The organism is Terriglobia bacterium (assembly GCA_020072845.1).
Taxonomy (GTDB): Bacteria; Acidobacteriota; Terriglobia; order Terriglobales; family Acidobacteriaceae; genus JAIQGF01.
In genome coordinates this window covers 37582-57159 of sequence record JAIQGF010000019.1, presented here as the reverse complement: position 1 = coordinate 57159, position 19578 = coordinate 37582, and the positions used below count along the sequence as shown (strand labels likewise).

At 62.7% G+C, this 19578-nt stretch carries 17 protein-coding genes; 4 read left to right on the top strand and 13 right to left on the bottom strand.

All coding sequences use genetic code 11. The features are described 5' to 3' along the window. Positions 1–11 precede the first annotated feature (11 nt). The 6 genes from udk to LAN70_17485 all read right to left on the bottom strand — a co-directional run bounded on the left by udk (position 12) and on the right by LAN70_17485 (position 5887). A complete protein-coding gene (gene udk, locus LAN70_17510; GenBank protein ID MBZ5512947.1) occupies positions 12–650 on the bottom strand; it encodes a uridine kinase in 639 nt (212 codons plus the stop codon). A gap of 173 nt (positions 651–823) precedes the next feature. Continuing rightward, complete coding sequence (locus LAN70_17505) at positions 824–1693, bottom strand: purine-nucleoside phosphorylase (protein MBZ5512946.1); 870 nt, start codon at positions 1691–1693, stop codon at positions 824–826. 82 nt (positions 1694–1775) lie between these two features. Further along, entirely contained in the window at positions 1776–3047 is a 1272-nt protein-coding gene (locus LAN70_17500; protein MBZ5512945.1) for a NupC/NupG family nucleoside CNT transporter, read from the bottom strand. Between the two features lie 174 nt (positions 3048–3221). Beyond that, positions 3222–4532 (bottom strand): thymidine phosphorylase, encoded by a 1311-nt coding sequence (locus tag LAN70_17495; protein ID MBZ5512944.1) that lies wholly within the window; start codon positions 4530–4532, stop codon positions 3222–3224. 44 nt (positions 4533–4576) lie between these two features. Beyond that, positions 4577–4969, bottom strand: a complete 393-nt coding sequence (gene cdd, locus LAN70_17490; protein ID MBZ5512943.1) for a cytidine deaminase — start codon at positions 4967–4969, stop codon at positions 4577–4579. 159 nt (positions 4970–5128) lie between these two features. Next, a complete protein-coding gene (locus tag LAN70_17485; protein ID MBZ5512942.1) occupies positions 5129–5887 on the bottom strand; it encodes a DUF1223 domain-containing protein in 759 nt (252 codons plus the stop codon). 262 nt (positions 5888–6149) lie between these two features. Between LAN70_17485 and LAN70_17480 the strand changes: the two genes are divergently transcribed. The 4 genes from LAN70_17480 (at position 6150) to LAN70_17465 (ending at position 10794) form a co-directional block, all read left to right on the top strand. Beyond that, positions 6150–7022, top strand: a complete 873-nt coding sequence (locus tag LAN70_17480; protein ID MBZ5512941.1) for a hypothetical protein — start codon at positions 6150–6152, stop codon at positions 7020–7022. Continuing rightward, positions 6943–7722, top strand: coding sequence for a hypothetical protein (locus LAN70_17475; GenBank protein MBZ5512940.1), 780 nt, complete (start codon positions 6943–6945; stop codon positions 7720–7722). Before LAN70_17480 ends, LAN70_17475 begins: the two co-directional genes overlap by 80 nt. Before the next feature lie 107 nt (positions 7723–7829). After that, on the top strand, positions 7830–8807 hold the full coding sequence (locus tag LAN70_17470; GenBank protein ID MBZ5512939.1) for a CHAD domain-containing protein: 978 nt from the start codon (positions 7830–7832) through the stop codon (positions 8805–8807). Positions 8808–9267: 460 nt separating this feature from the next. Further along, positions 9268–10794, top strand: coding sequence for a Ppx/GppA family phosphatase (locus LAN70_17465; GenBank protein ID MBZ5512938.1), 1527 nt, complete (start codon positions 9268–9270; stop codon positions 10792–10794). A gap of 203 nt (positions 10795–10997) precedes the next feature. Here LAN70_17465 and sixA read toward each other — a convergent pair whose 3' ends face one another. From sixA to LAN70_17430, 7 genes are all read right to left on the bottom strand, one after another. Beyond that, complete coding sequence (sixA, locus tag LAN70_17460) at positions 10998–11519, bottom strand: phosphohistidine phosphatase SixA (protein MBZ5512937.1); 522 nt, start codon at positions 11517–11519, stop codon at positions 10998–11000. A 38-nt stretch (positions 11520–11557) separates the two neighbouring features. Beyond that, entirely contained in the window at positions 11558–13717 is a 2160-nt protein-coding gene (gene ppk1, locus LAN70_17455; protein ID MBZ5512936.1) for a polyphosphate kinase 1, read from the bottom strand. A 146-nt stretch (positions 13718–13863) separates the two neighbouring features. Continuing rightward, positions 13864–14292 carry a response regulator gene (locus LAN70_17450; protein ID MBZ5512935.1) on the bottom strand — a complete coding sequence of 143 codons (429 nt, stop codon included), beginning with the start codon at positions 14290–14292 and terminating at the stop codon, positions 13864–13866. Between the two features lie 240 nt (positions 14293–14532). After that, positions 14533–15426, bottom strand: coding sequence for a PhzF family phenazine biosynthesis protein (locus tag LAN70_17445; GenBank protein MBZ5512934.1), 894 nt, complete (start codon positions 15424–15426; stop codon positions 14533–14535). Positions 15427–15663: 237 nt separating this feature from the next. After that, positions 15664–16344: a peroxiredoxin gene (locus LAN70_17440; protein MBZ5512933.1), complete on the bottom strand. Its 681-nt coding sequence runs from the start codon at positions 16342–16344 to the stop codon at positions 15664–15666. Between the two features lie 274 nt (positions 16345–16618). Further along, positions 16619–18412 (bottom strand): porin, encoded by a 1794-nt coding sequence (locus LAN70_17435; GenBank protein ID MBZ5512932.1) that lies wholly within the window; start codon positions 18410–18412, stop codon positions 16619–16621. A gap of 241 nt (positions 18413–18653) precedes the next feature. Continuing rightward, the gene (locus LAN70_17430; GenBank protein ID MBZ5512931.1) at positions 18654–19565 is read right to left on the bottom strand and encodes a tetratricopeptide repeat protein; all 912 of its coding nucleotides are present in this window, start codon (positions 19563–19565) and stop codon (positions 18654–18656) included. Between the last annotated feature and the right edge of the window lie 13 nt (positions 19566–19578).

Genomic DNA, 19578 nt, shown 5'->3' with positions numbered 1-19578 from the left:
CAAAAGCAGCGTTAAGTCGGGTTGGCGCCGGAAGCGGGCGTCGCCGCGGGCGGGGCGGCGGTGATTCGCGCCATCACCTCGACGGTTGACTGCTCGAGCGGCACTTGCCCGGAGACCACGACATCGGCAAAACGGCGGGTGGGATGGATGTAAAGCTCGGCCATGGGGCGGACGATTTCGATGTACTGTTTGTGGACGGATTCGGCGGTGCGCCCGCGCTCGAGAACGTCGCGGACCTGGCGGCGCGCCAGGCAGACCTCATCGGGTGCGTCCACGTAGACCTTGGTGGTCAGAAGGGGACGCAGGTCGTCCCAATAGAGCGCGAAGAGGCCCTCCAGAATCAGGAAGGGGCCGGGAGTGACGGTTTCCCAGACCGAGGAACGAGTGTGAATGGTGAAGTCATAGACGGGGCGCTGGATAGGCAAGCCGGCGGCCAGGGCGGTGAGGTGTTCGCGCAGCAGGGTGTGATCGAGGGAGTCGGGGAGGTCGAAGTTGAACTTGCTGCGCGATTCCAGCGGCAGGAAGGCGAGGTCGCGGTAGTAGGCGTCCATGGACAGGATGGTGGCGGAGAGGGAGCGCGCGAGGCGCTTCGCCAGTTCGGTTTTACCGGCACAGGAAGGGCCGGCGACAGCGATGATGTGAGTGCTCATCAGAATAGTACCTAAGTACCTCGGTACCGAGTAAGAACAGATCCTTCGCTGCGCTCGGGATGACAAACTCAGAGTTTCAGTTTCAGTTTCAGTTTCAGGAAAACCTGGATTCCTCGCTGCGCTCGGAATGACAACACAACAAAAATTGACCAAGAAAGAAAAGATCGAGAAAGCTAGGATCCTGCGAGATCCTCCACCTGCGGCATGATGGCTTCCAGCAACTGCATGAACTTCCCTTTGACGCGTTCCCCGGTTTCGAGCACTTCCTTGTGGTTGATGGGCTGGTCGAGCATGCCGGCGGCCATGTTGGTCACACAGGAGATGGCGAGCACGCGCATTCCGAGGTGGCGCGCGGCGATGACTTCGGCCACGGTGGACATGCCCACGACGTCGGCGCCGATGGTGCGCAGATAGCGAATTTCGGCCGGGGTTTCGTACATCGGGCCGTATAGGGCGGCGTACACGCCTTCGAAGATGTCGATGCCGAGGCGTTTGCCTTGCTCGAGCGTGATCTGGCGATAGGGGCGGAAGTAGGCCTGGGTCATGTCGAGGAAACGCGGGCCGAAACGCTCGTCGTTGGCGCCGATGAGCGGATTGACGCCCTGCAAGTTGATGTGGTCCTTGAGTACAACCAGGCAGCCCTGGGTGTAGGTCTGGTTGATACCGCCGGCGGCGTTGGTGAGGATCAAGCCTTTGATGCCGAAGCGGGCAAGCGCGCGCACCGGGAAGACGACGTCGCGCACGCTGTGCCCTTCGTACAAATGAACCCGGCCTTGCATGCAGGCAACGGGCACGGATGCCAGGTTGCCGATCACCAGCTTGCCGGCGTGACCTTCGGCCGAGGGCCTGGGAAAGTGCGGGATGTCGGCGTAGGGGATGGAAACGGCGGCGGCGAGTTGATCGGCGAAGGAGCCGAGTCCGGAGCCGAGGACAAGGGCGACTTTGGGATGCAGCTTGGTGCGTGCACGGAGAAAGTCAGCGGCTTCGCCGGCGCGCGTGAAGTCGTCGGCGGGCGGGGGGGCAGGTTCGGGGGCATGTTTCATAAAGGTCGACGGTCGACGGCCGACGGTCGATGGCTAAGAAGGATTCCCAATAGGCCATCGACTATCGACCATCGACGATATCTCATTTCATCAGAATCCCGACAATCGAGGCGGACATCAGGTTGGCCATGGTGCCGGCCAGCATGGCGCGGAAGCCGAGCCTGGCCAGGTCCGATCGCCGGTTGGGCGCCAGCGCGCTGATTCCGCCAATCTGTATACCAATCGAGCTGAAATTGGCAAATCCGCAGAGCGCAAAGGTGGCGATGGTAAACGAACGCGGATCGAGCGCGGCCTTCATCTGGCCGAGGTTGGCAAAGGCGACCAGTTCGTTGATCACCATGCGCGTGCCGAGGAGATTGCCGACGGCGAGGCAGTCGCGCCAGGGAATGCCGATGACAAAGGCGATGGGCGCGAAAATGACGCCGAAAATTTTCTCCAGGCTGGAGGGAAACCAGCTCGCCCAGTGGTTGTGAATGCCGCCGAAGATGCCGTTGACCAGGGCGATGAGCGCAAGAAAAGAGATGAGCATGGCGGCGACGTTGAGCGCCAGGTGCAAGCCGTCAATGGTGCCGCGGGCGATGGCGCCGAGAACGTTTTCATCCTTGTGATTGACGTCTTCAAGTTTCACGGGGACGGCGGCGGCTTCGGTGGAGGCGGCGTCGGCGCCGGAAGCTTTGCGGTCAGCGGTGAGCGGGACTTCGGTTTCGGGCACCAGCATCTTGGCCATGAGGATGGTGCCGGGGGCGGTCATGATGACGGCGCTGAGCAGGTGCTTGGCCTCGATGCCGTAGAGAATGTAGGCGCCCATGATGCCGCCGGAAACGTGGGCCATGCCGGCCGTCATGACGGTCATCAGTTCGGAGCGGGTGAGCGAGGGCAGGAACGGGCGGATGCTGAGTGGAGCTTCGGTCTGCCCCATGAAAATGCTGGCGGCAACGTCGAGGGATTCGGCGCCGCTGGCGCCCATCAGCTTCATCACCTTGGCGAACTGCTTGATGACGAACTGCATGATGCCGAAGTGGTAGAGCACGGCGAAAAACGCCGAGATGAAGATGATGGTCGGCAACACCTGGAAGGCGAAGATGAAGCCCTGGGGCGACAACTTCTTGCCGAGATCGCCGAAGATGAATTGCGATCCGGCGAAGGAGAAATCGAGCAGGCGGGTGACGCCGGCGCCGGCCTTGGCGAGGGCGAGGCGTCCGACGTCAAAGCGCAGCACCAGAAAAGCGAAGGCAAATTGCAGTCCGATGCCCCAGGCCAGAGTCTTGAGGCGGATGGCACGGCGCGCCGTGGAAAACGCAAAGGCGAGGCCGAGCATGGAGAACAAGCCGAGAATGCCGACGAAGCGATACATAAGTTTCAGTTTCAGTTTCAGTTTCAGCGAAAACCAGATTCCACGCGGCTAAAGCCGCTCGGAATGATAATCATTAAGGGCAGCGTGTCGGCACGGCTAAAGCCGTGCCCTTCCCCACCTGCTTGTGCCAGCTATACACACGGCTAAAGCAATGCCCTCCACTTCATCAAATCGCTACTCGCCAATGACGCGGTGAACCAGCGGCGGCTTGGACGGCGGCGGCTGCGGCGCCATGGTGTAGGCCGACAGCAGCAGGCGGCGGGCCTCATCCAGGCGCGCGTCGGAATTGTAATGTACGGTGCACAGGGGCTCGCCTTGCGCCACCGCGTCCCCCAACTTCTTGCGGACGATGATACCGACGGCGGGATCCACCGTGTCTTCTTTCTTTTCGCGGCCGCCGCCGAGCACCACGCAGGCGGTCCCGACCTGCTCGCACATGATGGAACTGACGTAACCGGCCGAAGGACTCGTGATCTCGACCGAGTGGCGCGCGCGGGGCAGGCGCCCGGGGTCGTCCACCACCGTGGCATCGCCACCCTGGAGCTGGACAATGCGCCGAAATTTCTCCAGCGCGGCCCCGTTGCGGATCATCTCCTCTGCCAGGCTCTTGCCTTCGCTCAAAGAAGCGGCGCGCTGGCCAAGGTAAAACATAGAGCCGGCGAGCACGAGTGAAAGTTCACGCAAATCGTCCGGGCCGTTGCCTTTCAGCACGTCAATACATTCTGCAACTTCGTTCGCATTCCCAACCGCGCGGCCGAGTGGCTGGTTCATATCGGTGATGAGCGCCATCATGCGCTTGCCCATGCGGCGCCCGGTTTCGACCATCAATTCGGCGAGATAGACGGCATCCTGTTCCTTCTTCATGAATGCGCCGGAGCCGGTCTTGACGTCGAGAACCAGGGCATCGAGACCTTCGGCGAGTTTCTTGCTCATGATGGAGGCGCAGATCAGGTACGGACTCTCGACGGTGCCGGTGACGTCGCGCAGGGCGTAGAGCTTTTTGTCGGCGGGAGCAATTTCGGCGGTCTGGCCGATCAGACCGCAGCCGCACTCGCGCAGGACGCGGCGGAACTCGTCGAGCGAGAGGTTGACGTTGAAACCGGGGATGGACTCAAGCTTGTCGAGAGTGCCGCCGGTGTGGCCGAGGCCGCGGCCGCTAATCATGGGGACGGCCACGCCCGCCGCGGCGACGATGGGCGCCAGCACCAGCGAGGTCTTGTCGCCGACTCCGCCGGTGGAGTGCTTGTCCACCTTGCGCCCGGGAATGTCGGAGAGGTCGAGCACCTGGCCGGAGTGGAGCATGGCCTCGGTGAGCGCGGCCAATTCGGCGTCGGTCATGCCCTTCAGAACGACAGCCATCAGCCAGGCGGAGATTTGATAGTCGGGAATGGCGCCGGCGGTATAGGCGGCGACGAGATAGTTGATTTCGTCGCGGGTGAGTTCACCGCCGTCGCGCTTGCGGCGAATGACGTCAACCACGCGCACGCTGCGCGCTCGTCCCGCAGCTCCGGGGCGGTATGCGCCAGCGCTCACAGCGTGAAACCCGCCGGGAGCAAGGCGCGGGCGGTGGAGTGCTCCAAACCCGGGCGGCCCTGGAAGATCACATCCGCATCCGGACCGAACTCGAAGATCACCTGGCGACAGGCGCCGCAGGGGGAGCAGGGGGCGTCGTTACCGTTGAACACGGCGACGGCGCGAATCTTGAAGGACGCGCCTTCGGCAGCCACGCCGGCGGAGATGGCGGAGCGCTCGGCACAGATGGTGAGGCCGTAGGAAGCATTCTCGACATTACAGCCGGCATAGACAGCACCGGATGCGGCGAGCACGGCGGCGCCGACATGGAACTTGGAATAAGGCGCATAGGCGCGGGTAAGGACTTCGCGCGCGGCGACGAAAAGGCGTTCCTTCTCAGCCCCGGACAAAGGCGGTTTAGCGACGATGTGGGGCGGAACGCCGGACACAGATTGGCATTAAAGGCGAGTTGGGTTGAATCGTCAAGCGGCTTAAGAGGTCATCGGTTATCGGTTGGCGGTCGTCGGTTTTCTGCACGAACGCGAGGGCGCCTGTGCTACATCAGGCGGCTATTTCCAAGCCGCTTGCGCGGCGCCGGTGATCTCCAGCGTGGCAGGGTCCTGAAGGAAGATGACGGCGCGAAGTTTGTCGTGGCGCCAGTCCGGTTTGAGCTTGAGCTGCGGGTGGGCCGCGAATTGGCCGGAGGAAGTCTCACCGATTTTGCGGAGGTCGCGCACCACGGCGGTGTGGCGGAGCAGGCGGCCGTGATTCTCGCCGCGGCCGACCTGGGTGCTCAAATCCGATTCCGTGATCGCGAGCAGGACATCGAGCGGGTGCGGGCCTGCGTCGGTGATGTTTACATCGACCACGTTTCCGGCAGCAGCGATCGCGATGCTGGGTTGGGTGTCACGGCGTTGGGCGGCGCCGGCGATGGCCTTCTCGGCGCGTGCGGTGTCGTTGCCGACAAATTCGGTGCGGCCGTTGATGACCATCTGCGGGGTATAAACCGAGCCGAGGTGGAAGCGCGCAGCGTAGCGGCCCTGGCGCTGGGTGTAGTCAGAGGAGGAGAAGCGGTCTTTCCATCCCAGCTCATTCCAGTAATCAACGTGTTCGCCGAGAGCGACGACCTCGGCGCCGGCGACGGGTTGGCGCAGATCAAGATCCATCAGCAGAGCGTCGGCGGGTGGGCAACTGGAACAGCCCTCCGAGGTGAACAGTTCGACCAGGACAGGGACCCGGTCAAGCTTGGCGCTGGGCTCGACGCCACCGACTAAGACGTTGGCCAGCAACAACATAGCGCTGATGCGAAGGAATCGAGTCACGCTCATAAGATGCGCGGGAAGGAGAAAGAGTTACGTGGGCGGCACGGAGTCCCGAGTGGCGAGCAAAAGCAGATTCCTCGTGGGCTCCCTCGCTGCGCTCGGGACAAGTTCCGCCCGCTCGGAATGACACAAATAGAAGGTTTCGTTATGGAACGTCCGATAACGCGCGACGGGTTTCTGAGCAGTGAAAAAGCGCGGAGTTTCGGATAGTATTCTCACCACCCCCATACATCGGCCCCTTGTGCTCTGCGCCCCGCCAGGAGGCGTCATGCTGGAAACTGTCGATCTCAAGAAAACGCTGTCGAAGCCCGCCTACACCAAGACCATGGGCGCGTTGCAGGAGAGGCTGCGCGGCTTGCAGTATGCGGCGAAAGAGGCGGAGGTCCCGGTGATCATCTGCCTAGAGGGCTGGGACACGGCGGGCAAAGGAATGATCGTCAAGAAGCTCACCGAGAAGCTGGACCCGCGGCTGTTTCGGGTGCATCCCGGAACGCCGCCCACGTCGCTGGAGAAGCGTTACCATTTTCTGTGGCGGTATCAGACGGCGCTGCCCAATGACGGCGAGATGGTGGTGTTCGATCACTCCTGGTACGGGCGGGTCCTGGTGGAGCGCTGCGACAAGCTCTGCAACAAGAAAGACTGGAAGCAGGCGTACGAAGAGATCAACCAGTTCGAGCGTTGGCTGGCCGATGATGGACAGGTCCTGCTGAAGTTCTGGATGCACATCTCCAAGGCGGAACAGAAAAAGAGGTTCCGCGCCTGCCTGTGCGACCCCGCGCTGCGATGGAAGATCACCAAGGAATACAAGCGGCATCACCGGCAGTACAACAAGTGGACGGCCGCGGTGGAAGAGATGCTGGCGAAGACCGACTCTCCGCACGCGCCGTGGACTCTGGTGGAGGCTACCGACATGCGCTGGGCGCGCGTCAAGGTGTTCCGGACCCTGGTGGAGAAGATCGAAGAAGCGCTGGCGAAACGCAAGGCGTCGCCGGGCGCCGTGTCGCGCTCGGCGGTGGCGCAACCGCTCATGCAGGCGCTGCGCGCCGGGATCAAGGACAAGGATGAGGCCGCCATGGAGGACGCCGGCGCGAAGCGAACGCAACCGGCGGCGCGGCGGAAGGCGGAGGCGGCCCATGCTTGAGAAGCTGAACGCCAACAAGAAAATGTCGGCGCCGCAGTACCGCGTGCAGATTGGAAAAGCGCAGGTGCGGATGCGCGAACTGGAGTTCAATCTTTTCAAGCAGCAGGCGCCGGTGCTGTGCCTATTCGAGGGCTGGGACGCGGCGGGCAAGGGCGGAGCGATCAAGCGGGTGACGGAAACGCTGGATCCGCGCGGGTTCACGGTATCGGCCTTCGCGGCGCCGCGCGGCGAGGAGAAGACGCACCATTATCTCTGGCGCTTCTGGAACCACCTGCCGCGCGCCGGGCACATCGGGATATGGGACCGCAGCCATTACGGGCGGGTGCTGGTGGAGCGGGTGGAAGGCTTCTGCAACGAGGACGAATGGCGGCGCGCCTTCCGCGAGATCAATGAATTCGAGGCGCACCAGGCGGGGTACGGCATGGTGATCTGCAAGTTCTGGCTGCACATCTCCAAGCAAGAACAATTGCGCCGCTTCAAGAGCCGCGAGGTGGACCCGTTCCGGTCGTACAAGCTGACGGAAGAGGATTGGCGCAACCGCGCCAAGTGGGACCGCTACCTGGAAGCGGTGGAAGACATGCTGCTGCACACCAGCACATCGTACGCACCGTGGACGGTGGTGGAGGCGGAAAACAAGTACTTCGCGCGCGTGAAAGTGGTGAAGACGATCGCGGATGCGATCGAGAAGAGATTGAGTTAACCGCGGAATCGCCACGGATGAATTCCCCATCCGTGTTTAGCCGTGTCGATTCGCATTCATGTGGGCAAGGAAGTGTTGCAAGAGCAAAGTCAGGAAAGATCGTGGCAGTGGATAACGCAAGATCGCTCGCACTCATACGAAAGCTGGACCGCTCGCTGGCCAAGGCGGATGAACCGTTGGCGCCGGAACGCGTGCACCTGATCCGCACCACCGCGCGCCGGCTGGAGGCACTGCTGGAGACGCGGGGCAGTGGTGCTGACCGCAAGCAGCGCAGGCTGCGCAAGCGCCTCAAGCGATTACGGCGGAAGGCCGGCGGCGTGCGCGACATTGACGTCCAGATTGCAGCCCTGCGCAAGCTGAAGATCGGGCGCGAGTTGGAGCGCAAGGCACGGCTGATGCAGGCGCTGAACGAGCAGCGCAGCCAACGCGAGCAGGGGCTGGCCAAGGCGCTCGCCGACAAAGACGTGCAGAAGGTGCGCAAGGCGCTTCACCGCTGGTCGGCGGGCATCAGCAGCGCAAAGCCGGGGGTGCCGGCGGCCCCGACAGGAATGGGCAAATACGACGAGGTCGCGGCGTCGCTGCGCAGGTTCGCCTCGCTGGCGCGCCAGGTGAGAACGCTGACGCCGGAAAATTTGCACGCCTACCGCACGCGCTGCAAGCGGATACGCTACGTCGCCGAGATGGCGGGAAACGTTCCCGAGGCAAAGCGCATCGTGGGCCAGTTGAAGCGCATGCAGGATGCGGCCGGGGACTGGCACGATTGGCAGACGCTCACCCAAACGGCGGAGTCGCTGTTTTCGCGCGCGCTGGAAAGCGGCCTGGTCGCTGCCTTGCGCAATGTGACCAATGCCAAGTTCGTGCAGGCACGCGGCGTCTGCCAGGAAGCGCGCCGCGCGCTGCTGGCAGAGTACCGGGCGATGCTGGCGAGGCAACGGATGCAGCGCGTCCTGGCGCCGCAACGTTCCATGGCCCGCCGGTCACGCCAGACAGCAGTGCGGGATCGCCAGACGGAAATGCCACTGCCGCCGGCGATTCCGAGCAAGTCGGCAGTGGCGGCGGGTGTAAGGCAGGCGGAAGTCGCGTGAAGCAGCTCTTAGCTCTTAGCTCTTGGCTTTCAGCTCTGGTTGCAGTTTTTCAATCGTCCCTAGCGGGACTTCGGCATACTGGAAAGATGACTACCCGGCACTGAAGAGTCTGTGTGAGAACTGTGCCGCGCCGCTGGCGCTCGATAATTATGTTCCACTTCCCCCAGCGCTACCGCGCTGGGCTAACGAATGCCGCCGCTCCGCGGCTGGATTTTCGGCGGAATTGCTGCTCGAAACTGACAACGGATTCATTGGTCGAAGCTGAAAGCGGAATTATTCCTAGAACTGGTTTCAGAAGTCGGCCAGGGCGTTGGAGGTTAATCCCTCAGGGGCTAAATCCCAGTATTCTTGCGGGTTCGGCGGCACGGCTCCCTCGGCTTCGCTCGGGACAGGTTCCGCCGTGCCCTTCCCAAGAACGACTTTTGAACCCTGTGCTAGAAACTGAAACTGAAACTTACTCATGCCCACCTTTGCCGCAGTTGATATCGGAGCCAACTCGGTACGACTGAAGGTCGCGCGCCTGGTACGCCAGCGCCTGCGGACGGTGCACGAAGACCGCGAGGTGGTGCGCCTGGGCGAATCGGTGTTCCAGGCGGGAATGCTGGCGCCGCCGGCGATGGCGCAGACGGTCAAGGTACTGCGGCGCTTTCACAAATCGGTGCAGCAGCACGGGGACGTGCAAGTGCGGGTGGTCGCGACCAGCGCACTGCGCGATGCGCGCAACGCGCAGGCGTTTATTGACTGGGTGCACATGCGCACCGGCTGGCGGGTGGAAGTGATCTCCGGAACGGAAGAGGCGCGGCTCATCCACCTGGGCATCATCACCAACCTGCGGGTGACGGCATCGCCGCTGCTGCTGATCGACCTGGGCGGCGGCAGTTGCGAACTGACGGTGTCGGCCCGCCGGCATATCCGCGAGACGGTGAGCCTGCCGGTGGGAGCGGTGCGGCTGACGCAGGAATTCCTGCACCACGATCCGCCGCAGGATTACGAGCTGCAACGGCTGCACAGCTACATCGCCGAGGAGGTGCAACGGGCGGCGCGCAAGATCGTGGCGGCGCGGCCGCAGGCGGTGATCGCGACCTCGGGCACGGCCGCGGCCCTGGCGACCAGCGCGCAGTCGCTGTTGAAGAATCCCGGAAAAGAAAACATGGTGCCGACGCGCGCCCTGGTCCGGCTGGCCGCCAAGCTCGCCCGGATGAGCTACGCACAGCGCATCAGGATTCCCGGCATCGGCACGCGGCGGGGAGAAATCATCCTGGCGGGGGCGGCGGTGTTCGCCGACCTGATGCAGCGCTGCGACCTGGGCGGGTTCCGTTATTCCGAGCTCGGACTGCGCGACGGGCTGCTGGCCCAGATGGCCGCCGACTACTCGCGCACCGCCAAGGGCACGCAGCAGTTGGAATCGGAACGATGGGACGCACTGGTCGCCATGGCGAAACGCTACCGCGTGGACATGGAGCAGGCCCAGCATGTGCGCGGCCTGGTGCTGCAGTTGTTCGCAGGACTCAAGAGCGTGCACCGCTTGCCGGCGGATTATGAGGAATGGGTGTCGGCGGCGGCGATCCTGCATGAGATGGGCGCGTATGTGAACCGCACCGGCTGGCATCGCCATGCGTATTACCTGATCGCCAATTCGGAAATCCTGGGCTACACCCCGGCGCAGCGCCGGGTGATCGCGGCGATCACGCGCTACCTGGGCAGCGCGCTGCCATCGTCGGGGGACAAGCTGGTGAAAACGCTGGAACCCGAGGACCGCGACCATGTGCCCAAGGCGGTGGCGTTGCTGCGGGTGGCGCGGGCGCTCAACCAGGGTCGGCGTCGCGCCGTCACCTCCATCCGGTCGCGGGCGCGGGACAGCCAGGTTGTGCTGCGGATCTCCGCCCGTCGCGCCACCGGCGCCGACCTGGAGCTATGGGCGCTGAAGAAAGAGCGCGCGTATTTTCGCGCGGTGTTTGGGCGGGACCTGCAAATGGAGATCGTGTAAGAGTTTCAGTTTCAGTTTTCAGGAAAAGTCAAACAGCAGATTCCTCGCGGGCTCCCTCGCTGCGCTCGGGACAAGTTCCGCCCGTTCGGAATGACAAGAATAAAGAACTTGTTCGGCACGGCTCCTTCGACTTCGCTCAGGACAGGTTCCGCCGTGCCCTTCCCAAGAACCGATTTTTGAAACCAGAAACCAGTAAACCGCTTCTACTTTCTCGCGGACTTTGACGGCGGCGGCGAAGCTTCGGTCAAGGTCCGCACCAGCTTGGGCGTGAGACACCAGTGGAGCACGCCGCGATGGTGGTTGACCTCGACGCGCGCCACGCCCGCCTTCTTCAGATCAATGCCGGTGCGGCTTCCCCCGCCAATCAAGCGTCCGAGAAATTCGCTGAGGTTCGGGTTATGCCCGACCACCATGATCGCTTCCTGGTTGCCGTATTTGGTCAACAGGTCGCGGAATTGAGGAAAGGTGGCGCCGGGACGCAGCGCGGGATCGAGCGAAATCTTGCCTTCGTAGGCGAGTTCGTTGGCGACCAGCGCGGCCGTCTGGGTGGCGCGCTTCAGCGGGCTGGAGACGATGACATCGACGTGCGTTTCCAGGACGGCGAGCGTACGGCCGACGTAGCCGCATTGCTCGACGCCGTCGCGGTCCAGGGGACGCTTTTCATCCTTGATGGGATCGTTCTTGGCGACACCGGCGCTGGCGTGGCGAAAAAAGTAGACGAGCATGAATCAGTTTCAGTTTCAGTTAGTTTCAGCGATGAGGATTATCGCACTTTGCGGGCTTGAGGCGCGCGCCGCCTGGCAGTTCGTGTGGGAATATTGTCCACCGTCTGCCGCCCTTCCGCCAACCCCGTGAGGAAATCCTGGGCGGAGAATTCGAGTTTCGGCAGTTGCAGCGCGCTGCGCGCCGCCTGGGGCAACTGGCCGGCGCGAACATACGATCGATCGGGCTGCAAGAACCGTGCCTTCACGGTATCGGCGAGGTAGGCGGCGAGAACTTCCTGCTTGAGGCGCTGGCAAAGCAGCGCGTCCGCGACGGGGAACAGGACTTCAACGCGATCGTACAGATTCCGCGGCATCCAGTCGGCGCTGCCGATCCAGACACCCTCTTCACCGCCGTTGAGGAAATAAAAAATGCGCGAATGTTCGAGGAACCGCCCGACGATGCTGCGCACGCGAATGCGGTCGCTGACGCCGCGCACTCCGGGAACCAGCGAGCACATGCCGCGCACGATCAGGTCAATGGGCACGCCGGCCTGCGAGGCGCGATAGAGCGCCTGGATGACCTGGTTGTCGGTGAGCGCGTTCATCTTGGCAACAATCCGCGCGGGGCGCTTGTGGCGGGCGTGATCGGCCTCGCGGTCGATGAAGTTGATGGTCTTCTGCGCGATGTCGAGCGGCGACACCAGCAGGGGATCGTAGTCGCTCTGCTCGGCGTAGGCGGTGAGGAAATTGAACACCGCGTGCACCGAGGAGGTCATGCGCGCATCGGCGGTGAGCAGGCTCAGGTCGGTGTAAAGCCGCGAAGTGACGTGGTTGTAATTGCCGGTGCCGAGGTGGGCGTAGCTGCGCGTGGCGCCATCGGGGTCGCGGCGGACCAGCAAGGCGAGCTTGCAGTGCGTCTTGAGCCCGACCAGGCCGTGGAACACCTGCACGCCGGCATCTTCCAGGTGCCGCGCCCAGGTGATGTTGGAAGCTTCATCGAAGCGCGCCTTGAGTTCCACCACGACGGTGACTTCCTTCCGGGCCGCGGCTTCCACCAGCGCGCGCATGATGGGTGAATCCTCGCTGGTGCGATAGAGGGTCTGCTTGATGGAGAGCACGCGCGGATCGGCGGCGGCGGCCTCGATGAATCCCACGACCGTGTCGTAGGAGTCGAAGGGGTGGTGCAGGAGCAGGTCGTGGCGGCGCAGTTCCTCGAAGAGGTCGCGCGACTTGGCGGTGAGGTGGAGTTGGCGCGGAACGAAGGGGCGGAACTTGAGGTCGGGGCGGTCGGATTGCTGGTGGAGCGTGAACAGGCGCGACAGGTTGACGGGCCCATCAGTCTGGAAGACCTGCCAGTTTTCCAACTCGAAGGTGGTGCGCAGGCGCTCGATGATCTCGGGGTCGGCGCCGGCCTCGATTTCCAGGCGCACGGCGTCCCCGCGGCGGCGGTTGTGCAACTCAGTGCGCACCGACTCCAGCAGGCTGCGCGATTCTTCTTCCTGCAAATAAAGATTGCTGTTGCGGGTGACGCGAAAGGCAGCCGAACTCAGGATGTCGTAGCCGCGATACACGCTGGCGGCGTGATAGGCGACAAGATCGGCCAGAAAAATGTAGTTGTCGCTGCCCTTTTCCGACGGCAGGCGAACCAGGCGCGGCAGCGAGCGCGGGACAGTGATCACGCCCATGAAGGTGGTGGCGGCGCGGCGCCGGCGCTTGAGCAGGAAGGCGACGCACAGCGCCTTGTTGATGACGCGCGGAAAAGGATGCGCCGGGTCCACCGTCACGGGCGTGAGCAGCGGGTCGAGCTCGCGCTCGTTATATTCGGCGATAAACGATTCCTGCTCGGGGTTGAGATCGTGCAGGGAGAGCACGCGGACGCCGTGCTCGGACAGCGCGGGCAGCAACTGCTGGTTCCAGCAGCGGTACTGGGCGTCCACGAATTCGTGGGCCTCGCGCGCGAGCCGGTCGCGTTCCTCGCTGGGCTCCAGGCCGTCGGCACCGGCCTCGGTGTAACCATCTTCAATGCGCTGCACCAGGCCGGCAATGCGGACCTCAAAAAATTCGTCGAGATTGTTGGCGGTGATGGCGAGGAATTTCACCCGCTCCAGCAGCGGGTTGCGCTCATCCTCGGCCTCCTCCAGGACACGGCGGTTGAAGGCCAGCCAGGAGACCTGGGGGTTGATGTAAAACGCGGGATTTTCCAGCGAGACGCGGCGCATAGACGCAGGTAGATGGTAGCGACGAGAGAGGAGGCACGGCAAGTGTGCAGCGAGGTCTGTCGGTCGATCGGTCAGTCGGTCGGTCCTTCAGTCTGGAATCATAAATCCGAGTGACTGAAAGACTGACAGACTGAAAGACCGAAAGCCTAGGAGGCTGCCGCTCCGGGCCGGCCGCCGGTGGTCATGCTAAAGGGCAGGATGCGTTTGGGGCCGCGCTTGCGAACCAGCAGCAAGCGAATGCGTTCCAAAAGCTCGACCGGCGCGTACATGCCCTTGGGAAGAAAGACATCGGCCTGCAGGTTGCGCTCGTAGATTTTGACCTTGCCGGAAAACAAGATGGCCGGGGTGTGCGGCGAAAGCTTCTTGATCTCCTCGATCAAGCGGTGGCCGTCGAGCCCGGGCATGATCAGGTCCGACAGGACCAGGTCGATGCCGCCCTGCTTGAATTGCTCCAACGCGTCAAGGCTGTTGTGGCAGGCGACAACGCGATAACCGCGGGTTTCCAGCATGACCTTGCGGATGGAGAGGGATTGTTCATTGTCGTCAATGCAGAGAATCGTCCGTTTCGGCTTCATGGCCCTTCCGCAGTGCCTATGGGAGCCACACCCAGGGCGGCAACTTGCGCCGGCGCCGAGGCGCGGAACTTCCAGAAATTTTTGTATCAATAGGGCGAATAAAAACAGTGCGCATCCTACGGGCAGACGAACGCATTGTAAAGTGGCGCGAAAGATAATAGGCATCTGGCCTATTGCAAAGAATTTTATTTTGGCAGGTTGCGAAGCGCCGCGCTGGAAGGCATCGCGGGCGCATGCGCGTCAGAGAAACAGTTCGCCGCGCATGACCTCCACAGAATTTCCACCGACACGCACAGTGACAATCCGGTCACCTTCGCGTCCGGCGCGGACGACGAGGCGACTCGGCCGCATGATTTCGATTCCCTGCTCGATGGCGGCGCTCTCCTCCGGCTGGGCGACGCCGTGCGCGACCATCCACGCCGCAGTGCAGCCCGCCGCGGACCCGGTGGCGGGGTCCTCGCCGTTATAGAAGATCATGCGCGCGTGCAGGCGGGCGGACTTGTCCACGGTTTCGCGGCTCACGAAATAAAAAAATTTGCCGGCGCTGCGTTCCAGGTACTCGGCAGCGACCTTCAAGTCGGGGCGCAGCGCGCGCATAGCCGCGAGCGTGCGCACCGGCACGATGGTGAAGGTCAAGCCAGTGGAAACGGTCTGGATGGGGAGGTCGTCGGCGATGTCGTCCAGCTTCAGGCCGGCGGCCCGGGCAACGTCCTCGCGAGCGTGGCGGGGGCCGAACTCGGGATCGCGCTGCTGCATTTCGCCGAAGACCAGGCCATCAGCGCCGGTGGTGAAGCGGACGGGAATTTTGCCGACGTTGAGGTCCAGTTCGACCAGGCCGGCGCCATCCGCGCCGCGCAGCACGGTTGCGGTACCCAGGGTGGGATGTCCGGCGAACGGAAGCTCCTCCCGGGTGGTGAAGATGCGGACGCGGCGCCCGCGCTCACGTTCGGTGGCCGCGTCCCGCGGGAGAACGAACGTGGTCTCGGAAAAATTGGTTTCCCGCGCCAGCGCCTGCATCTCCGCGTCGCTGAGCCCGCGCGCGTCGGTGAACACGGCGAGCGCGTTGCCCTCGAGCGGATGCGAGGTGAAGACGTCCACCTGCACGTACTGAAACCGGCGTGGGGTCGTAGTCATAGATCGCCGCCAGTCTCCAGTCGTCAGTCGCCAGGCCTGAAGAGTCTGTGTGAGAACTGTACCGCGCCGCTGGCGCTAGATAATTCTGTTCCACTTTCCCCAGCGCTGCCGCGCTGGGCTAACGAGTTCCGCCGCTCCGCGGCTGGATCGTGGGTGCGCTTGGACCACTGCGCTTCCGAAAGTGAGTTCTCACACAGACTCTGAAGACCGACGACTGACGACGCAAGACTCGAACCATTAAGCCGACTTCTTCTCAGCCGCTTCTTTCGGTTGCGGAACGATGCGGATGTACGGCCGCGGCTCCTTCCACGTGCCGAATATCTTCTTGGCATCGTCGTTGGAAACGGAGCCGGCAATGATCACGTCATCGCCCTGCTGCCAATTGGCCGGAGTCGCCACTTTGTGCCTGGCCGTCAGTTGCAGTGAGTCGATCACGCGCAACACTTCGTCGAAGTTGCGCCCGGTGGTCATGGGATAGACGAGGATCAGCTTGATCTTCTTGTCGGGACCGACCACGAAAACATTGCGCACCGTCATATTGTCGGCAGCCGTCCTGCCCTCGCACGAGCCCTCGACGGTGGCAGGCAGCATGCCGTAGAGCTTGGAAATCAACAGGTCGGTATCGCCGATCATGGGATAGTTCGGCGCGTGGCCCTGGGTTTCCTTGATGTCGATCGACCATTTCTTGTGGTTGTCGACGGGATCGACGCTGAGGCCGATGATTTTGGTGTTGCGCTTGTCGAACTCGGGCTTCAGTTTGGCCATGGCGCCGAGTTCGGTGGTGCAGACGGGGGTAAAGTCCTTGGGGTGGGAAAACAGCACCGCCCAGGAATTGCCGATCCAATCATGAAAGTGAATGCGGCCTTCGGTGGTTTGGGCTTCGAAATCGGGAGCGACATCACCAAGCTTGAGACTCATTGCACACCTCCTTCAATTTTGACAGGCCCCGTAACTCGACATGGCAAAGCGCGCGGGAAAGCAATGCGCACAAGAACAGCCAGGTTGTATGGCAGGGCCAACGCTCCATTAGACTCGCAACCATCAGAAAAGGCGCAGAAAGGTGAGGCGCCGCACGGAGCCGCTACGCCTCAAATCAGAACCGATTCATCGCCAGGGTTTACCCGGCAAGAAAAAAGGCTCCTTCCTTGGCAGAAGGAGCCGTAGAGGGGACAGCGGTGAAACAAATCAGCAATTAGAAATCAAACGTCAGTCCGGCCGACAGCCCCTGGAGTGTGGTGCCGTTAAAACTTTGCCCCGTGAAGTCTTTCTTGTCCACCACGATGCCGTGTCCGACGGCGCCCAGATCGTAGTGCGCGTCGGGGTGGTTGGCCTGACGAGCATAGACGAAGTAGCTTGTCATGTTCCTGGACCAACTGTGCTTCACGCCGACGGCGTACATGTTGGTGCTGTTGTTGATCGTGTGGACCGGTAGGGCGGCTAAACAGGTGTTCCCATCCTCACTAACGGAAGTGCAGTTCCCCGGGTCACCGGGTGTTTTGCCGGCGTAAATCCAGGAGAAATTCAAGGTGTCGTTCTTGGTTAGTTTTTGCCTTACTGCCAGCCAGGTAGCGGTAGGCCGCGAGCGCTCGTCGAGGCCTGGAAGCACCGTGGGCTGTCCATCCGCGGCGGAGATCGCGGTGGCGCCATAGTGCTTCAGCTTCTCATAGACGAAGCTCGGCGTCGTGCCGGTCGCCTTGATGGTGTACTCCCCGCCGAACTTCCAGGCGGCTTCATCGGCGACCCCAACAAGGTCGCCTAGGCGGTTGACGTGGGCGTGATGCTCGTACCCGCCAAAGGCATACAGACCATGCCCGCGGTAAGTGGCAGCGGCGCTCAGCACGTTGCCAAAAGCGCCGTCGTTGCAGGGATTGGAATTCGGCCCAACTACCACTTCGGGGACGTTCCCTCTGTTTGCCCAGCTGAGGGTGAACGCACCATTGCCGCCGGCGCAATTGGGTTCGCCGCGGGGGTAGCCGCCGTTGTCGCTGGAGCGGTTTTGATTGGGAGCAAATAGGATACTGGCATAGAGCCCCTTGTGCGTCGGGGTCTCGTACCAGATGGCGTGGGATACGCGACCCATGAACTCGGCGCGGTTGTCGCCACCGCTGTTGCCGATGATGCTCCTTTGGTCGCCGATGGTGTTAATGAAAGGATCGAAGGCGCCAGTCGTCGTTTTCTTGTACGGCGCGTCCTCCTTGCCCAGCTTGACCGCGCCCCACGGACCCGAGATCCCCACATAGGTGTCGCGCGACCCGAGACAGTACTTGCACTGCAGGTCGGAGGTGGGTCCCGGGGTGTCGGACATCATGACCTCGGTCTCAAACTGGAATACGCCGGTCAGATAATCGTTGACCTTGTGCGAGCCGCGAACGCCGAAGTACGAGAGGTTGCTGGAGAGCTGTCCCAACCAGCCGTTGTTGCCGCGGATGCCCGCGGGCCCCGCCAACGGGTTGGTCGCTTCCATGGCTCTGCTGATGCCGTTGTCGACGTAGTCGTACGAGACGTCGCTATGGCCGTAGATCTGGACCTTGGTGCCACCGACCGTCCACTCCAGGTTGTTGGAGGGTTTTTTCTCGGGCGCTTTCTGGTGCACAAGGTTAGCTTGTGCGGTTTGCCCCGAGGCGGCCGTGCCGTAGAGAGCTTCCTCCAGCGATGGCGCGGTGTAGCCGAGCGTCTGCACGTGCGCGCCTTGCGTTCCGGCCGTGGGCAGGACGCGAGCCTCGGTGGTCCCCAACCGCTGCGCCAGCTCAGAGACCATCACTTTCAGCTCTTCAATGGTTTTCTGTTGTGACGCCATTGTTTCCTGTTGTGACGCCAACTCGCCGCGCAACTGCTGAACGTCTTCCTTGCTTGCGCTGGTCGTAGATGACGAATAGGGTTTAGCGGATTTGTCGGCGGGGGTTGCTGGTTCTTCGGCATAACTGGGCAAGCCCAACACGCCGAGGCACACAACAACGACGAGGGATGTGATCAGTGAGCGTCGCATTTGTTTTTCTCTCCGAGGGGGATTAGGGAAACTTGGGCCCACAACGTATAGCTAAAAAGGCCGCCACGAAGACCGGTGGCCAGAAAAGTTTCAGAACAACAGACACTAACGAGGAAGAGCCCTTATTCTCTTCCTTCGCAAAGGTTCCGGATAAAATACCTGACTTCAGGCTGATGTCAAGGATTTGCGTCGCCAAACGACTCTTTTCTCAAGAATGGCGCGGAATGGCACGTGCGGGGGATTACGGCTTGCGGTCGGCGGGGGGCGCCGCCGGTGATGCAGTGGCTGAAGCGGGCGCCCGCAGCAGCGTGGCGAGCGCGCGTTTGCAGCCGGCGATGTGCGGCGCGAGGCGGATGGCTTCGCGCAGGTGCTGCTCGGCCGCGTCGCGCTTCCCATCTGTTTGCTCCAGCATGGCGAGTTCGTAGAGCGCGGTGGATCGGGTGTCGTTGTCGCCGCCGATGGCCAGCGCGCGTTCCAGGTAGGGCCGGGCGGCGGCGTAGCGGCGCAAGGTGTAATAGCGGTGCGCCAGGGCGAAGTTGAACTTCGCCGACCGCGGATAGTACTGCAACGCGGACTGCAGGGTGGCCGCGGCCTTGTCCGGCGCCCCTGAAAAGTCATAGGTGTCGGCCAGCAGACTGAGCGCGTCGGGATTGGCGGGCGCCACCGCAACCGCGCGTTCACAGAGGACGAGGCCGTTGTCCCAGAACCGCGCCTCGCGGGCACTGATGCCCGCCAGCACCGCCGCAATCACCAGGGCCGCGATGGCAGGCGCGTGCTCCGAGCGGAAACGCGCCCACCCCGCCGCACGCTGCAACAGCACGGCCAGCATCAGCGCCATCCCGAACGATGGCAGGTAGAGATGCCGGTCGTGCAGTTGCACCCAACTGAATTCACCGATGACCGGCAGCAGGGTAAGCAGAAACCAGGCGGCGGCAAACTTCAGTACCGGAAGCTCCCGCGTCCAGCGCCAATACAGCAGCGCCGCAATGGCCAGCGCCACGGCAGGCAACAAAACGTAAGCCGCGGAGAACTGTGCAATGTTGACCAGCGGATAGAACAGGCTCAGTCCGTAGGGCCGCACCCGCGACCATGCCCAGAGGGCGCACGGACGTGACCCGATTTTGTCGGGCGCGCCCGCGCGCGCTACACTCACGATGTGCTGATCA

Excerpts from the sequence above, each read along its gene's own strand:
- udk (MBZ5512947.1), bottom strand. The coding sequence starts at position 650 with ATGAGCACTCACATCATCGCTGTCGCCGGCCCTTCCTGTGCCGGTAAA.
- LAN70_17505 (MBZ5512946.1), bottom strand. The coding sequence starts at position 1,693 with ATGAAACATGCCCCCGAACCTGCCCCCCCGCCCGCCGACGACTTCACG.
- LAN70_17500 (MBZ5512945.1), bottom strand. The coding sequence starts at position 3,047 with ATGTATCGCTTCGTCGGCATTCTCGGCTTGTTCTCCATGCTCGGCCTC.
- LAN70_17485 (MBZ5512942.1), bottom strand. The coding sequence starts at position 5,887 with ATGAGCGTGACTCGATTCCTTCGCATCAGCGCTATGTTGTTGCTGGCC.
- LAN70_17480 (MBZ5512941.1), top strand. The coding sequence starts at position 6,150 with ATGCTGGAAACTGTCGATCTCAAGAAAACGCTGTCGAAGCCCGCCTAC.
- LAN70_17475 (MBZ5512940.1), top strand. The coding sequence starts at position 6,943 with ATGAGGCCGCCATGGAGGACGCCGGCGCGAAGCGAACGCAACCGGCGG.
- LAN70_17465 (MBZ5512938.1), top strand. The coding sequence starts at position 9,268 with ATGCCCACCTTTGCCGCAGTTGATATCGGAGCCAACTCGGTACGACTG.
- sixA (MBZ5512937.1), bottom strand. The coding sequence starts at position 11,519 with ATGCTCGTCTACTTTTTTCGCCACGCCAGCGCCGGTGTCGCCAAGAAC.
- ppk1 (MBZ5512936.1), bottom strand. The coding sequence starts at position 13,717 with ATGCGCCGCGTCTCGCTGGAAAATCCCGCGTTTTACATCAACCCCCAG.
- LAN70_17450 (MBZ5512935.1), bottom strand. The coding sequence starts at position 14,292 with ATGAAGCCGAAACGGACGATTCTCTGCATTGACGACAATGAACAATCC.
- LAN70_17445 (MBZ5512934.1), bottom strand. The coding sequence starts at position 15,426 with ATGACTACGACCCCACGCCGGTTTCAGTACGTGCAGGTGGACGTCTTC.
- LAN70_17440 (MBZ5512933.1), bottom strand. The coding sequence starts at position 16,344 with ATGAGTCTCAAGCTTGGTGATGTCGCTCCCGATTTCGAAGCCCAAACC.
- LAN70_17435 (MBZ5512932.1), bottom strand. The coding sequence starts at position 18,412 with ATGCGACGCTCACTGATCACATCCCTCGTCGTTGTTGTGTGCCTCGGC.